16 protein-coding genes are annotated in these 14,948 nt (G+C 59.7%); 7 read left to right on the forward strand and 9 right to left on the reverse strand.

From position 1 onward, the window contains the following. Window positions 1–235: 235 nt before the first annotated feature. The 5 genes from rplI to ACQZ6D_RS00490 form a co-directional block, all read right to left on the reverse strand. Window positions 236–811 carry a 50S ribosomal protein L9 gene (gene rplI / locus ACQZ6D_RS00470; protein WP_003512362.1) on the reverse strand — a complete coding sequence of 192 codons (576 nt, stop codon included), beginning with the start codon at window positions 809–811 and terminating at the stop codon, window positions 236–238. A gap of 14 nt (window positions 812–825) precedes the next feature. Beyond that, window positions 826–1,800 (reverse strand): YybS family protein, encoded by a 975-nt coding sequence (locus tag ACQZ6D_RS00475; protein ID WP_025592960.1) that lies wholly within the window; start codon window positions 1,798–1,800, stop codon window positions 826–828. A gap of 188 nt (window positions 1,801–1,988) precedes the next feature. Next, window positions 1,989–2,237, reverse strand: a complete 249-nt coding sequence (gene rpsR / locus ACQZ6D_RS00480) for a 30S ribosomal protein S18 (protein WP_003496832.1) — start codon at window positions 2,235–2,237, stop codon at window positions 1,989–1,991. A 13-nt stretch (window positions 2,238–2,250) separates the two neighbouring features. Continuing rightward, the gene (gene rpsF / locus ACQZ6D_RS00485) at window positions 2,251–2,712 is read right to left on the reverse strand and encodes a 30S ribosomal protein S6 (protein ID WP_003512373.1); all 462 of its coding nucleotides are present in this window, start codon (window positions 2,710–2,712) and stop codon (window positions 2,251–2,253) included. A gap of 290 nt (window positions 2,713–3,002) precedes the next feature. After that, entirely contained in the window at window positions 3,003–4,046 is a 1,044-nt protein-coding gene (locus ACQZ6D_RS00490) for an aldo/keto reductase (RefSeq protein WP_025592963.1), read from the reverse strand. Window positions 4,047–4,268: 222 nt separating this feature from the next. Between ACQZ6D_RS00490 and fabD the strand changes: the two genes are divergently transcribed. The 7 genes from fabD to gmk all read left to right on the forward strand — a co-directional run bounded on the left by fabD (window position 4,269) and on the right by gmk (window position 11,356). Then, complete coding sequence (gene fabD, locus ACQZ6D_RS00495) at window positions 4,269–5,213, forward strand: ACP S-malonyltransferase (protein ID WP_065661162.1); 945 nt, start codon at window positions 4,269–4,271, stop codon at window positions 5,211–5,213. Window positions 5,214–5,313: 100 nt separating this feature from the next. Continuing rightward, the gene (gene fabG / locus ACQZ6D_RS00500) at window positions 5,314–6,051 is read left to right on the forward strand and encodes a 3-oxoacyl-[acyl-carrier-protein] reductase (protein ID WP_003512379.1); all 738 of its coding nucleotides are present in this window, start codon (window positions 5,314–5,316) and stop codon (window positions 6,049–6,051) included. Between the two features lie 350 nt (window positions 6,052–6,401). Next, the gene (locus tag ACQZ6D_RS00505) at window positions 6,402–6,638 is read left to right on the forward strand and encodes an acyl carrier protein (protein WP_003502080.1); all 237 of its coding nucleotides are present in this window, start codon (window positions 6,402–6,404) and stop codon (window positions 6,636–6,638) included. A 246-nt stretch (window positions 6,639–6,884) separates the two neighbouring features. Further along, a complete protein-coding gene (gene fabF, locus ACQZ6D_RS00510) occupies window positions 6,885–8,147 on the forward strand; it encodes a beta-ketoacyl-ACP synthase II (RefSeq protein WP_065661575.1) in 1,263 nt (420 codons plus the stop codon). A 365-nt stretch (window positions 8,148–8,512) separates the two neighbouring features. Beyond that, window positions 8,513–9,733, forward strand: coding sequence for an endolytic transglycosylase MltG (gene mltG / locus ACQZ6D_RS00515; protein WP_003512383.1), 1,221 nt, complete (start codon window positions 8,513–8,515; stop codon window positions 9,731–9,733). 68 nt (window positions 9,734–9,801) lie between these two features. Further along, the gene (locus ACQZ6D_RS00520) at window positions 9,802–10,689 is read left to right on the forward strand and encodes a YicC/YloC family endoribonuclease (RefSeq protein ID WP_065688184.1); all 888 of its coding nucleotides are present in this window, start codon (window positions 9,802–9,804) and stop codon (window positions 10,687–10,689) included. 4 nt (window positions 10,690–10,693) lie between these two features. Further along, window positions 10,694–11,356, forward strand: coding sequence for a guanylate kinase (gene gmk, locus ACQZ6D_RS00525; RefSeq protein WP_003512388.1), 663 nt, complete (start codon window positions 10,694–10,696; stop codon window positions 11,354–11,356). Window positions 11,357–11,383: 27 nt separating this feature from the next. Here gmk and ACQZ6D_RS00530 read toward each other — a convergent pair whose 3' ends face one another. The 4 genes from ACQZ6D_RS00530 to ACQZ6D_RS00545 are packed head-to-tail and all read right to left on the reverse strand — an operon-like array spanning window position 11,384 to window position 14,874. Beyond that, entirely contained in the window at window positions 11,384–11,998 is a 615-nt protein-coding gene (locus tag ACQZ6D_RS00530) for an alpha/beta hydrolase (RefSeq protein WP_448729758.1), read from the reverse strand. Between the two features lie 56 nt (window positions 11,999–12,054). After that, window positions 12,055–12,885, reverse strand: coding sequence for a 16S rRNA (adenine(1518)-N(6)/adenine(1519)-N(6))-dimethyltransferase RsmA (rsmA, locus tag ACQZ6D_RS00535; RefSeq protein ID WP_013635841.1), 831 nt, complete (start codon window positions 12,883–12,885; stop codon window positions 12,055–12,057). Further along, the gene (gene pdxA / locus ACQZ6D_RS00540; protein ID WP_448729570.1) at window positions 12,885–13,907 is read right to left on the reverse strand and encodes a 4-hydroxythreonine-4-phosphate dehydrogenase PdxA; all 1,023 of its coding nucleotides are present in this window, start codon (window positions 13,905–13,907) and stop codon (window positions 12,885–12,887) included. Before pdxA ends, rsmA begins: the two co-directional genes overlap by 1 nt. 19 nt (window positions 13,908–13,926) lie before the next feature. Then, window positions 13,927–14,874, reverse strand: a complete 948-nt coding sequence (locus ACQZ6D_RS00545) for a SurA N-terminal domain-containing protein (protein WP_013635843.1) — start codon at window positions 14,872–14,874, stop codon at window positions 13,927–13,929. Window positions 14,875–14,948 lie beyond the last annotated feature (74 nt).

Here is a 14,948-nt window from a genome sequence, read left to right on the forward strand (position 1 = left end):
CTGTCCTCCCGGACATCTCCCCCACAAGGGTGGAGATCGAATTGTGGCTTGCGCTCGACAACCTCAACGTTGCGGCTATTAGCGATGTGGGATCGCCCTGCTGATCTCCCTCCTTGTGGGGGAGATGCCCGGCAGGGCAGAGGGGGGGTAACCTCTCCGCACACTCCAGTCACAAAACCAAAAAAACCCCGGATGTCGCCATCCGGGGTTTTCCTTATGACCACAAGGCCAAATCTTATTCGTCGTCGTCGTTGCCGTCAGCTTCCGGATCGAAGAAGTCTTCCGGACGCAGGGCGTCTTCGTCAACGCCGTAGATGGCGTCGGCGGAGGTGAGGCTTTCGCCCTTGGACTGACGCTCGGCTTCTTCGGCAGAACGGGCAACGTTCAGCTCGACCTGAAGCTCGACTTCGGCGTGCAGGTGCAGGGTAACGTTGTGCAGGCCGATGGTCTTGATCGGCGTGTTCAGTTCAACCTGGTTGCGGCCGATGTTGAAGCCTTCGGCGCCGAGGATTTCAACGACGTCGCGAGCAGCAACAGAACCGTAAAGCTGACCGGTTTCGCCAGCCGAGCGAACGACGATGAAGGACTTGCCTTCGAGTGCTTCGGCAACCTTCTGGGCTTCCGACTTGCGCTCCAGGTTACGGGCTTCAAGCGTTGCGCGCTCGGTTTCGAAACGGGTCTTGTTGGCGGCGTTGGCGCGCAGCGCCTTGCCCTGCGGCAGCAGGAAGTTACGTGCGTAACCGTCGCGAACCTTTACGGTTTCGCCCATCTGGCCGAGCTTGTTGATGCGTTCGAGAAGAATAACGTCCATCTTCTTGATCCTTTCTATGTGTTGGTTTCGTTCGTATTGTCAGTTTTCCGCGTTGGGGTGAGGGAGATCGTGCTGCGCACGTCGCTCAATCCCAAAACGAGAATGATAAGCAGCGGGAAGACAAAGACCGCCGAGAGATAGGCGAGGATGAGAACCGGCAGACGCCAGTCCTTTCCACGCGCGCGTTTGTGCAGCGAGGCGTAACCTGCCATCAGGAAGCCCGCGCCGAAGGTGCCGCAGACGACTGCGCCGACCATCGCGGCGACGCCACCGAAGAACATGGCGACGATGCCGCAGAGAAAAACGAAGATGGCGTTGCGGTGCATGCGCAGCGCGGAAGGAATGTCCTCGCGTGGGCGAAGACCCTTGCCGAAGGAACCGACCAGCCGGGCCGCGAAATAATAGGCAGCAAACAAAAGGATGACCCACAGGCCGCCCTGAACGATCGGCAGCATCAGAACCAGCAGCGACTTCGTCTGCGCCAGTGCCTCGACATTGGGTTCGAACAGCGGTTCGCGGCTCTGCACGGAGGTCATCATCAGATCGACCATGCGCGCGACGAGATCGGGACCGTAACCGATCATCCAGCCGAGAATGACGACGGCAACCGAAACCAGAAGGCAGAGATGCAGGACAATGCCGGACAGCGGATACCAGGCAAGCAGGTCATCCGGGCCGCCGAGTTCCGAGGCCGGGCGCGCCAGATTGGCAAGATGCGAAAGCCAGCCCGCCGGGATCAGCGTGAAGATCGCAATGGTCAGCGAGAAAAGCGGCGATATGACGAGCGCGCCGATGATAGCCGTGGTGATGATCGCAACGACGGCTGCGCGATTGCCCCAGCCCATGCCGGCGATGAAGATGGGCATGGCGGAACCGGCGTAAAGCAGGAAGGAAAAGGACGACTGTGCCGTTGCGCCAAGCGTTAGAAACGCGGCGCATATGCCGGCGAGAACGCCGGTGATCAGCACTGTCTGGTTCAACTTTTGCACTTCGCTGTCCTGCTGGAAACTTGAGCAGTTAGAGGACCGGTCCAATCAGGATCGTCGTCCCCAACATGGGTTTTATGGTATCGATCCGCGCCCAACGCGGAAGGATTTGAACTCGCAACCTACTAATTAAAAGTCAGTTGCATCGTGGAAGACGAGGCCGCGCCAAAGCGCGGCCTCGCTTCAAATCATTACGCTACGACGTAAGGCAGCAGGCCGAGGAAACGGGCGCGCTTGATCGCCTGGGCGAGTTCGCGCTGCTTCTTCTGGGAAACGGCCGTGATGCGGGAAGGAACGATCTTGCCGCGCTCGGAAATGTAGCGCTGCAGGAGACGAACGTCCTTGTAGTCGATCTTCGGAGCGTTTGCGCCGGAGAAGGGGCACGTCTTGCGACGACGGTGGAACGGGCGGCGTGCCTGGGAAGAGGATGTATCAGCCATTGGTCAATTCTCCTTATGCACGGTCTTCGCGCGGACGGCGCGGACGGTCTTCGCGGTCGCCGAAGCCACCTTCGCGCGGTGCGCGGGGACCACGATCTTCACGCGGGCCACGATCCGGACGGTCGCCATCGCGGCGCGGACGGTCGTCACGGTCGCGCTTCTGCATCATCGCGGACGGGCCTTCTTCGTGGGCTTCGACGGCGATGGTCATGTAGCGAAGAACGTCTTCGTTGATGCGCATCTGGCGCTCGATTTCGTGGATCGCAGGCGCCGGAGCGTCGATGTCCATAAGAGCGTAGTGAGCCTTGCGGTTCTTCTTGATGCGGTAGGTGAGGGACTTCAGACCCCAGTTCTCGACGCGTCCGACTTTACCGCCGAACGATTCGATAACGCCCTTGTACTGCTCGACAAGTGCGTCGACCTGCTGGGCAGAAATATCCTGCCGGGCAAGGAAGATGTGTTCGTAAAGAGCCATTTAGCTTTGCCTTTCTTGCGTTTCGTCCTTCACCCGGCAACGGCGCTAAGCCTCAACGACTGCTCCTGGTTAGGCTGCGAAGCCTTAAAGCAAGAAAAGCGTTGTTCGAGACGGTCGAGAGCGGAGACACGGGAGGCCGGAAAAACCTTATGGTTCCTGCTGTTTCGTTACCGAAACCAGCCCTCCGTTCAGCCACCAGCCAATTGGACCGGATGTTGTGAACAGCGCGCTTATATCCATTTTTGCCCGGAATGCAAGGACCGGAGGCGAAAAAGCGCGCTGCGCTGTCGTCAGATCGGCATCGGATATTGCCGATGGATCGCCGCAATACCCTTCAGGACCTCTTCCGATAGCGCCACATCGGCTGCTGCGATATCCACCTTCAGCTGCTCCATGGTCGTTGCGCCGATGATGGCGGAGGCCATGAAGGGGCGTGTCAGGCAGAAGGCGATGGCGAGCTGTGCCGGATCGAGGCCGTGTTGTGCGGCTAGCTCCAGATAGGCCTTGACCGGCGCTTCCTGATGCGGCTGCAGGCGACCGCCGAGGTCCTTGTTGATGGTGCCGCGCGAGCCCGCAGGGCGTGCGCCGTTCTGATACTTGCCGGTGAGCAGCCCCGCCGCCAGCGGCGAGTAGGCCAGCAGGCCGACATCTTCGTGATGCGCGACTTCCGCCATGTCGAGATCGAAGCTGCGATAGAGCAGGTTATATTCGTTCTGGATGGTTGCGACGCGCGGCAGGCCACGGGCCTCGGCAATATCGATATATTTCTGTGTACCCCATGCGCTTTCGTTGGAAAGGCCGATAGCGCGGATCTTGCCGGCCTTTACCAGCTCGCCGAGCGTGTCGAGCTTTTCGGTTATCTCGGCAAGCGTGCGCTCCTTTTCCTGACCGGAAGCATCAAAGCTCCAGGCGCCGCGGAAGTGATAGGTGCCGCGGTTCGGCCAGTGGATCTGATAGAGGTCGATGTAATCCGTCTTCAGGCGCGTGAGGCTGGTATCTACTGCCTCGCGGATGGCGCTCGCATCAATATCGCGCCCGCCGCGAATATAGTCACGCCCGGAACCGGCGACCTTGGTGGCGAGCACGACCTGGTCGCGCTTGCCGGTCTTTTCGAACCATGTGCCGATATAGTCTTCCGTCCGTCCCTGCGTTTCGGCGGAAACGGGGGTGGTGGGGTAAAGCTCGGCCGTATCGAAGAAATTGACGCCGTTCTCCAGCGCGTAATCCATCTGCGCATGCGCTTCGGCTTCAGTGTTCTGCGTGCCCCACGTCATTGTGCCAAGGCAAATTTCGGACACGGAAATGCCCGTGCGGCCCAATAGTCTCTGTTTCATGGAAATGTCCCGGTGCTTGGCCAGATATTTGAAAGGTGGCATGAAAGTAATGGGGAATTGCCGCAGTGCAAGAAAAAATATGATGAAAAGAAAGGGGAAAATAGATCGGCAAAACCGCGTCGATGGGGTGCCGAAGGGCTTCAAGCCTTGACTCCGCAGGCCGGAATGTGAATGGAAGTCGAAAAGAATAAAGGCAAGGCCAGACAAGAAGGACCACATCCCATGGGTATTGCATTCACATTTCCCGGTCAGGGAAGCCAAGCCATCGGCATGGGCAAGGAACTCGCCGATACCTATCCGGAAGCACGGGCTGTGTTCCAGGAGGTCGATGACGCGCTCGGCCAGAAGCTTTCCGACATCATGTGGAATGGCCCGGAAGAAACGCTGACGCTGACGGCCAACGCCCAGCCGGCGCTCATGGCGGTGTCCATGGCGGTCATGCGGGTTCTGGAAGCGCGGGGTCTGAAGCTCTCCGACGCCGTCTCTTATGTCGCTGGCCATTCGCTCGGTGAATATTCCGCGCTCTGTGCTGCCGGCACCTTCTCGGTTGCCGATACCGCACGGCTTCTCCGCATCCGCGGCAATGCCATGCAGGCTGCCGTGCCGGTGGGCGAGGGCGCGATGGCAGCGATCATCGGGCTGGAGCACGATGCTGTTTCGGCAATTTGTGAAGAGGCTGCCATTCTCGGCGTCTGCCAGATCGCCAACGACAATGGCGGCGGCCAGCTGGTCATTTCCGGCGGCAAGGCGGCTGTCGAGAAGGCGGCTGCGATCGCTTCCGAAAAGGGCGCCAAGCGCGCCATCATGCTGCCGGTTTCCGCGCCCTTCCACTCCGCGCTGATGGCGCCGGCGGCGGAAGCCATGCGCGAGGCACTGGCGGCTGTCGAAAAGAATAACCCGGTTGTGCCTGTTATAGCCAATGTGCGTGCCGCCCCCGTTTCCGACGCCAATGAGATCGCCGCTTTGCTGGTCGAGCAGGTGACGGGCCAGGTGCGCTGGCGCGAGACGGTGGAATGGTTCGCCGCCAACAATGTGACGCAGCTTTACGAGATCGGCTCGGGCAAGGTGCTGACGGGTCTTGCCCGTCGCATCGACAAGACGGTGAACGGCGTTGCCGTCAACGGCGCTGCCGATATCGACCAGCTTCTCGCCACTCTTATCGGCTGAGACGGGCTTCGCCCCGCATCGGCTTTTTGTTTTACGGTAATTCCCGATGCAATTCCGCTAAAAGGCTTTTTGCGGAATTGCTCTAAAGAAGGAACGGAACATGTTTGATCTGACAGGCCGCAAGGCTCTCGTAACCGGCGCGACCGGCGGCATTGGCGAGGAAATCGCCCGCCTTCTGCACAGCCAGGGCGCAACCGTCGGCCTGCACGGCACGCGCGTTGAAAAGCTCGAAGCCCTGGCGGCGGAACTTGGCGACCGCGTCAAGATTTTCCCGGCCAACCTTGCCGATCGTGCCGAGGTCAAGGCGCTGGGCGAAAAGGCCGAGGCCGAGCTGGAAGGCGTGGACATTCTCGTCAACAATGCCGGGATTACCAAGGACGGCCTGTTCGTGCGCATGAGCGACGAGGACTGGGACAACGTCATCGAGGTGAACCTGACCGCGATGTTCCGTCTGACGCGTGAACTGACGCATCCGATGATGCGCCGCCGTTTCGGCCGCATTATCAACATCACCTCCATCGTCGGCGTCACCGGCAATCCCGGCCAGGCGAACTATTGCGCCTCCAAGGCCGGCATGATCGGTTTTTCGAAGTCGCTGGCACAGGAAATCGCCACCCGCAACGTCACCGTCAACTGCGTGGCGCCCGGCTTCATCGAAAGCGCGATGACCGGCAAGCTGAACGACAAGCAGAAAGACGCCATCATGGGTGCCATTCCCATGAAGCGCATGGGAACGGGCGCCGAAGTCGCTTCGGCCGTACTTTATCTTGCTTCCAATGAAGCTGCCTACATGACCGGCCAGACCTTGCACGTCAATGGCGGCATGGCGATGATCTGACGCCACCTGAAAGGCGTCTTGAAACGATTGCGGCGCTGTTTCTGCACCTTGTTTGGTGTCGGGCGCCGCAAGACCCTCCATGCCGGTTTCCGGCGAAATTGCCTGTCATACGTTGTGCTTAGCGCGTTTTCAGGCTTTTCGACCGGTTGAAACCGTGTTAATCGGGCCAAGACTGTGAACAGTCGTCCCGGAGAGACAGGAAGCCGTTGCGATTTTGCGCGACGATGTCTAGCTTGGACCGGGTTGAACGGGTTTGCCAGCAGTGCCGGATTTGAACGGCGCATGAGGGCTTCTAACAGGGCAGGGTGCCGTAAGGCATTCCCTTCAAAATAAAGGTCGAGGAAACCGACATGAGCGATATCGCAGAACGCGTAAAGAAAATTGTAATTGATCATCTGGGCGTCGACGCCGACAAAGTTGTTGAAGGCGCAAGCTTCATTGACGATCTGGGCGCTGATTCGCTCGATACCGTTGAACTGGTCATGGCTTTCGAAGAAGAATTCGGCGTCGAGATCCCAGACGACGCAGCTGACTCGATCCTGACTGTTGGCGACGCTGTCAAGTTCATCGAGAAGGCCCAGGCCTGATCGACCTGTATTGGGGAGGTGTAACAACCTCCCGTCTTGGCCCGGCTTGTCCGGGCCAATATTTTATCGTGAAACAGAACGCGCCCGAAAGACGTGCGTCCTGACGAATGCATAAGTTTCCGAACCGGCTCCGGCCTGCGGAAGATTATGCGGACATTCAAAATGGTGCAGCGCCTGTTCCCGCCATTCCATGGTGTGTGGCGTTGCAAAAAGACCGATGATTTGGATAAGGGCGGAGCGTTGGCGATGAGGCGTGTCGTTATCACCGGTACCGGCATGGTATCTCCTCTTGGATGCGGAACGGAAATCACCTGGGAACGGCTGCTTGCCGGCCAGAACGGTGCCCGTCTCGTGACTGAGTTCGAAGTCGAAGACTTGCCCGCAAAGATTGCCTGTCGCATTCCCGTCGGCGATGGCTCCAACGGCACGTTCAATGCCGATGACTGGATGGAACTCAAAGAGCAGCGCAAGATCGATCCGTTCATCCTTTACGGTGTGGCCGCCGCCGACATGGCGCTTGCGGACGCCGGCTGGCATCCCGAAACGGACGAGGACCAGATCGCCACGGGCGTTCTGATCGGCTCCGGCATCGGCGGTCTGGAAGGTATTGTCGAGGCGGGTTATACGCTGCGCGACAAGGGGCCCCGCCGCATTTCTCCATTTTTCATTCCCGGCCGTCTGATCAACCTGGTTTCCGGCCACGTCTCAATCCGTCACAAGCTGCGCGGTCCGAACCACGCCGTAGTGACGGCTTGCTCGACCGGCGCGCATGCCATCGGCGATGCTGCCCGGATGATTGCGTTCGGCGATGCCGAGGTCATGGTCGCAGGTGGCGCCGAATCGCCGGTCTGCCGCATCGCGCTTGCCGGCTTTGCCGCCTGCAAGGCGCTTTCCACCCAGCATAACGACGATCCGCAGAAGGCATCGCGTCCCTATGACCGCGACCGTGACGGTTTCGTCATGGGCGAAGGTGCCGGTATCGTCGTTCTGGAAGAGCTGGAACATGCCAAGGCGCGCGGCGCAAAGATTTATGCCGAAGTCGTCGGTTACGGCCTTTCCGGTGATGCCTATCACATCACCGCACCGTCAGAAGATGGCGATGGCGCGTATCGCTGCATGGCGATGGCGCTGAAGCGCGCCGGCCTCACGCCTGACGATATCGACTACATCAACGCCCACGGCACGTCCACCATGGCCGATACGATCGAGCTTGGTGCGGTCGAGCGGCTGGTTGGTGACGCGGCGTCGAAGATTTCCATGTCTTCCACAAAGTCGGCCACCGGCCATCTTCTCGGAGCAGCTGGCGCTATCGAGGCGATTTTCGCCACGCTTGCGATCCGCGACAATATCGTTCCGCCGACGCTGAACCTCGACAATCCCGACGTGGAGACGAAGATCGATCTGGTGCCGCACAAGGCGCGCAAGAGGCAGGTCAACGTCGCCTTGTCGAACTCCTTCGGGTTTGGCGGCACCAACGCCTCCCTCGTACTGCGTCGCTACGAAGCGTAAATCACGACGAAAACCCGGTGCCGCAAACCGCCTAAAGCGGTGCGGCTCCCTCCCGCCGGGTGCCTGAGAGCGCTCTTCTTTGAAGAACGCATTGCGGCTTGCGAAAGCCATTTCGATTTTCGCGCCGATATTGTAGTCGTTTACGGAAGACGGTTTGCCGGTTTCGGAATGATTTCCTGCTGCGGGTGAATTTCCCGCCGCAGATGGCTTTCCTTGACCGGCTTTGCCGGAAACGACGATTCGTGAAGGAGGACAATGAGGTCTTCACGATGTCTCTATGTGGTGCAGGAAGGCATTCCGAACCTGTTTTTGCCGCATTACCTGCGCAAAAAGCGCTGACAACGCCGAACTGAAAAGGACCGACGGTGAGCGACACGAACCAGAACAGCCAGGGACCATACGGACGAGACGGCGCGGGTGAGGGCAATCGCGGCCCGATCATCCCGAAATCCCCGACCGAAGCGCTTCGGCCGGAAAAAGTGCCGGCTCCACCGAAGCGCTCCCGCAAGGCCCATGGCCAGCTGGTGATCTTCCTGAATTTTCTGATGACGCTTGCGGTTGCCGTCTGTGTGCTTGCTGTCGCAGCCTTCTATTACATGATCAATGCGTTCCAGGAGCCCGGTCCGCTTCAGACGAACACACATTTCACGGTGCGCAACGGCGCAGGCCTCATCGAGATCGCCAATAATCTCGAGCGCAATGACGTCGTATCCAATGCCCGTGTCTTCCGCCTGATGACGGGCAGCTACCTGCAGAAGGACCAGACGCTGAAGGCGGGCGAATACGAAATCAAGGCCGGCGCATCGATGAAGGATATCATGATGCTCTTGGAGTCGGGCAAATCGATCCTTTATTCCGTATCGTTGCCGGAAGGTCTGACCGTCAAGCAGATGTTCGCGCGGCTTGCCGCCGACGAGGTGCTGGATGGCGAATTGCCCGCCACCCTGCCGCCGGAAGGCAGCCTTCGCCCCGATACCTATCGCTTTACCCGTGGTACGAAGCGTGAGGAAATCATCAACCAGATGAGTGCGGCGCAGGAGAAGCTGATCGACATGATCTGGGAACGTCGTGACCCAGACCTGCCAATCAAGACGGTCGAGGAATTCGTGACGCTCGCCTCGATCGTGGAGAAGGAAACCGGCAAGGACGACGAGCGCGCCCATGTCGCTTCGGTGTTCTACAACCGGCTGAAGAAGGGCATGCGCCTGCAATCCGACCCGACGATCATCTACGGTCTCTTCGGCGGCGACGGCAAACCGTCCGACCGTCCGATCTACCAGTCGGACCTGCAAAAGCAGACGCCCTTCAACACCTATGTCATCAAGGGCCTGCCACCGTCTCCCATCGCCAATCCGGGCCGGGCCGCACTCGAGGCGGTTGCCAACCCGTGGCGCACCGATGACATCTACTTTGTTGCCGATGGCACCGGCGGCCATGTGTTTGCAAAGACGCTGGACGAACATAACGCCAATGTGCGCCGCTGGCGCAAGATCGAGGCCGAAAAAGCGGCTTCCGGCGCCAATCCCGATGTTGTCGTGGATGGTCAGCCCGGCGGCACCGAGGCGGAAAAACCGGCCAATAACTGATAGTTCTGACCGGGCCTTGTCATCGCAAGGCCCGGTTTTTTGCACGGCATGATGGGGGCTTTCTGAATATGACATTGCAATCGATGACCGGGTTCGCGCGCAGCGAAGGAACCTCCGGCCGTTACCGCTGGGCGTGGGAATTGCGCTCGGTGAACGGCAAGGGGCTCGATGTGCGCCTGCGCCTGCCAAACGGTCTGGAGGCGCTGGAAACGGGCCTGCGGGAAATCGCGGCACAGCATCTTTCCCGCGGCAATATTCAGGCCGGATTGACGCTGGCGATTGCGGAAAACCGGCTGGAGGCGGTGATCAACCGCGATGCTCTTGCCGCAGTTCTCGCTCTCAAGAAAGAACTGGGCGACGTCGTCGACGACAAGCCGCTGAGCTTCGATACGCTACTGTCGCTGCGCGGGCTCGTCGATTTTCGCGAGGCGGAAGATGATGCCGAGGCGCAGGCCGCGCGCAACGCCGACGTGCTTGCGGGCTTTGCCGCCGCCGTCGAGAAGCTGAAGGACATGCGCGAGCGGGAAGGGGCGTCCCTGTTTGCCATCCTGTCCGGGCAGATCGACAGGATCGAGCAACTCGTGAACCTCATCGAAAACGATCCTTCCCGCCAGCCGGAACAGATCGCTGCAAGGCTTGCCCAGCAGATTGCCCTTATTGGCGATGGCATGCACGGGCTCGATCGCGACCGTCTGCACGCCGAGGCCGCATTGATCGCTACCAAGGCGGATCTGCGCGAAGAGGTCGACCGGCTACACGCACATGTCCAGGCATCGCGCGAACTTTTGGCTCATGGCGGGCCAGTTGGCCGCAAGCTCGATTTTCTTGCACAGGAATTTAACCGCGAGTCGAATACAATCTGTTCCAAATCGAACGCCAGTGCGGTAACCGCAGCAGGCATAGAGCTGAAAGTGGTTATCGACCAGTTCCGCGAGCAGGTCCAAAATCTGGAGTAGACCCATGGTTCCGGTGAACAATTCCCCTGTTACGATTGCCCGCAGAGGGCTGATGCTGGTGATTTCATCGCCATCGGGCGCTGGTAAATCCACGATAGCGCGCAACCTGCTCGACAAGGACAAGAACATCAGCCTGTCCGTCAGCGTGACGACGCGCCCGCGCCGCCAGAGCGAGATTGAAGGCATCCACTACCACTTCATCTCCAAGCGCGACTTCGAGCGCCTGCGTGACAGCGATGAGCTTCTGGAATGGGCCGAGGTTCACGGCAATTTTTACGGCACGCCGCGCGAGCCGGTGGAAGTGGCGATGGCGGCCGGACGCGACATGCTGTTCGACATCGACTGGCAGGGCGCCGAACAGCTTCAGGACAAGATGAAGGCCGACGTCGTGTCGATCTTCATCCTGCCGCCAACCATGACCGAGCTGCAATCGCGCCTGCACCGCCGCGCCGAAGACACCGAAGCGGTGATCCAGACCCGGCTTCTCAATTCCCGCGCCGAGATCGAGCACTGGCGCGATTACGACTACGTCATCCTCAACGACGACCTGCAGGCGGCCTTCGAGGCCGTAGAAGCGATAGTGAAGGCCGAACGTGTGCGCCGCGACCGCCGCCACGGCATGTTCGATTTCGTGCGCGGACTGCTTGCGGAAGAACCGCAGCTCTGATTTGGCAGTTAAAGCGGCGTGTTATCTCTAATGCTGACGTAGCCATTGCCGGGACAGGCGCTCGTCTGCCGCGTCTGCTGCCCAGCCGTGGCCTGTGTCGAGTGTCTCCAGTACCACATCCGCGCCCGCAGTCGAAAATTGATCGGCCAAATGGGGCGCATCATCGCGATGCCGCCGCTCATCATGTGCACCTGCCAGCAGGAGCGCAGGATATCCGGTGAGCTTCGGAAAATGCTCGTTATTGCGGGGGGATAGTGGCCGAAGCAGAATGGCACCCCTCGACAGATGACGATCCTGGTAGATTGTTTCAGCCGCGATGATCGCACCGTTTGAATATCCTGCGAGAAAGGGTCTTTGCCCCGTCTGCTGAAATACGAATTCGATAAACCGACAAAGCCGGGCGGCTTGATGTTTCAGGTCGTCGATATCGAGTTGTCTGTCGGGCTTTCTGCGAAAAAACGCAAAGCCATTTTCCCATGGCACAATGCCTCTCGGAGCATACAGAATGCCGTTGGGAAAAACGGTACGGCCAAACGAAGCGAGATCTTCCTCCGTTCTTCCCGAACCGTGTAGCAACACGACCGCGCAATCAGGCGATCCGACGGGCATGTGGAGCTTGTAGTGAAAACCGGCACTCTCCACGCGCTTGTCCTCTAATTCTGTCACCCGCGTTAGAAGTGCCGAAACGTAGCCTTCAATTAGAGGCAGTTCGCTAGCGTCACAAATTCCTCGACCGACAGCGTTTCAGCCCGTCGTGTCGCGTCAATGCCTGCCTTTTCCAGCAGAACTTCACCGCCAAGGCTTTTCACGCTCTGGCGCAGCATCTTGCGGCGTTGGCCGAAGGCGGCTTCCGTTACCTTTTCGAGCTTCGCGACATCGCAGGGCAGCGGCTTTTCCTTTGGCAGCAGATGCACGACCGTCGAGGTAACCTTAGGCGGTGGGCTGAAGGCCTGCGGCGGGACGTCGAAGGCCATTTCCGAAACCGTGCGCCAGCCGGCGAGAACGCCAAGGCGGCCGTAATGGTTGTCGCCTTCTTCTGCCACGATGCGCTGGCCGACTTCCTTCTGGAACATCAGCGTCATGGAGAGCCAGAAAGGCGGCCATTCTTTCGGCAGCAGCCAGTTGACCAGCAATTGCGTGCCGACATTGTAAGGCAGGTTGGCAATGATCCGCACCGGTTCGCCAGCGGGAACCAAAGCCTCGAAATCGGTCTTCAGCGCATCACCCTCGATGACCTCAAGACGTCCGGGATAATGCGCTTCGATCTCCGCAAGTGCCGGCAGGCAGCGGCTGTCCCGCTCAATGGCGATAACCTTTTTGGCACCGAGCGATAGAATGGCGCGGGTGAGGCCGCCAGGCCCGGGGCCAACCTCGATGACCGTCACGCCGTCAAGCGGCCCAGCGGTTCGGGCGATCTTCTGGGTGAGGTTGAGATCGAACAGGAAGTTCTGCCCGAGCGACTTCTTAGCGTCTAGCCCATGGCGCTGAATGACATCGCGTAGCGGCGGCAATCCGTCAATGGCGGCCATTATGCGCCGACCCGGCTGCGAAGAGAAATCTCCGCCGCCATCTTCAGCGCTGCGACAAGGCTCGTTTCGCTGGCAATGCCCTGGCCGGCGATGCCGAAGGCGGTGCCGTGGTCGGGCGAGGTCCGGATGAAGGGCAGGCCGAGCGTGACATTGACGGAATCGTCAAAGCCAAGCGCCTTGGCCGGGATAAGGGCCTGATCGTGATACATGCAGACGGCGACATCATAGCGCCTGCGGGCAGCATCGTGGAACATCGTATCGGCGGGCAGGGGGCCGAAAGCGTCGATCCCGTCTTTCCGCAACCGTATGGTCGCAGGGTGAACCACATCGCGGTCCTCCGTGCCCAATGCCCCATCTTCACCCGCGTGTGGATTGAGACCGGCGACCGCCAGTCGTGGTGCCTCGATGCCGAGTTTCTGCCGCAGATCAGCATCGATAATGCGGCAGGTCGTAACGATCAGCTCTTCCGTCAGTGCCGAAGGCACGTCTTTTACTGGGATATGGATCGTTACTGGCACGACGCGGACCTTGGGTCCGGCAATCATCATCACCGGCATCACCTGTTTGCCGGTCAGGCGCAAAGCCAGATCGGCGAGAAATTCCGTGTGACCGGGAAAACCGAAGCCTGCTTCGTAAAGCACGGATTTCGCAATCGGATTGGTGACGACGGCGGAAGCCTTGCCCTCGACCGTCAAGGCAACGGCAAGCTCGATCGCCTTGATCGTGGCATGAGCGGCTCCGACATGCGGCTGGCCGGCCTGAACCTCGAAACCGACGGGAAGAGGAAGAACGGGAAAAGCACGGTCAAACACGCCGACGGCATCCGCCGCTTCGCAGTTCTCGATATTGACCGGTATGCCAAGCAGCGCCGCACGGCTCGCCACCACATCGGGATCGCCGATGAAGATGAAGGGCGCCACGCCGTTCTCCCGGCGCTTGGCCCAGGCGGCAATGGCGATATCAGGGCCGATACCGGCTGGATCTCCCTGTGTCAGGGCAAGCGGCAGGGATGCATGTGTCACGGAAAGGCCGGCTCTCGTATCAGGTGTTGACGATCTGCGCCTTCTTGCGCAGCTCATCCATATATTTCTTCTCGTTCGGGTTTTCGCCACCCTTGGCCTTCATCAGGTCTTCGGACTTGAACACCATTTCCGCTGCGTAATCGTCGGAAACCTGACGCTGCTTGCAGATTGCCAGATATTCGACGCCCTTTTCGGTCACGCGTGTTCCTGTGGTGCCGCCTTCCTTGGTCTTTTCCACGAGAGGCTTCCACTCTTCCGGCAGTTCGGGCGCCAGAATCCGTCCAAGATCCTTGATCGCCACGTCCCGCATGGTGGCCGCGAAAGTCATGGCCTGGTCGCAGCCGGGATAACGCTTGCGCGAGGCTTCAGCCTCGGCCTTGCGCTTGCCGGTGATGGCATTACGCTTCGATTCCGGAATGACAAAGATCACCTGTTGCAGGAAATATTCCGTCGTTACCGGCTTGTCGCCGCGTTCCCTCAGGCGGGTGACGAGGTCCTGGTTAGACATCTTGCCACGCGCACCATAACGGGCGTTCACAAGGCGCGGCCAGCTCATCTGCACGGCAATGAAGGCTTTGAAGTGGTCGGCGCCGACACCGGCCTTGGAGAGGATCTGCGTCAGCTGTTGCGGGTTCATCTTGTTGTTTGCAGCAAAGCGCGCAAAAGCCGCATCGACTTCTTGGGTGCTGACCGACATTTTCACACGGCCGATTTCTTCGCGCTTTAGCGCCTCATCAACCAGCTGCTCGCGTGCCTTTTCGGCGAGATTGCCGGATTGACGCTGCAACTTCAGAAAGGCGACACGCCTGGCAATATCGTCGTTGGTGATGGGGGTCTTGTTGACGACGATCTTGACCGTGCTGTCGGCGAAGGCCTGGCTGGCAAAGGGCGCAACGGCCATGGGAACGGCGAATATCGCAAAGGCGAAAGCAGCGCCACGCAAAGCCGTCTTTCCGAAATTCATCATATCCTTCTCCCTTTCGTCGGGCGGGGGTCTGTTTCCCCGTCCCGCCAATCTGTTCTGTCTGCCAATGGGGAATA

The sequence above is a fragment of the Agrobacterium sp. 22-3639C2 genome, assembly GCF_053522105.1.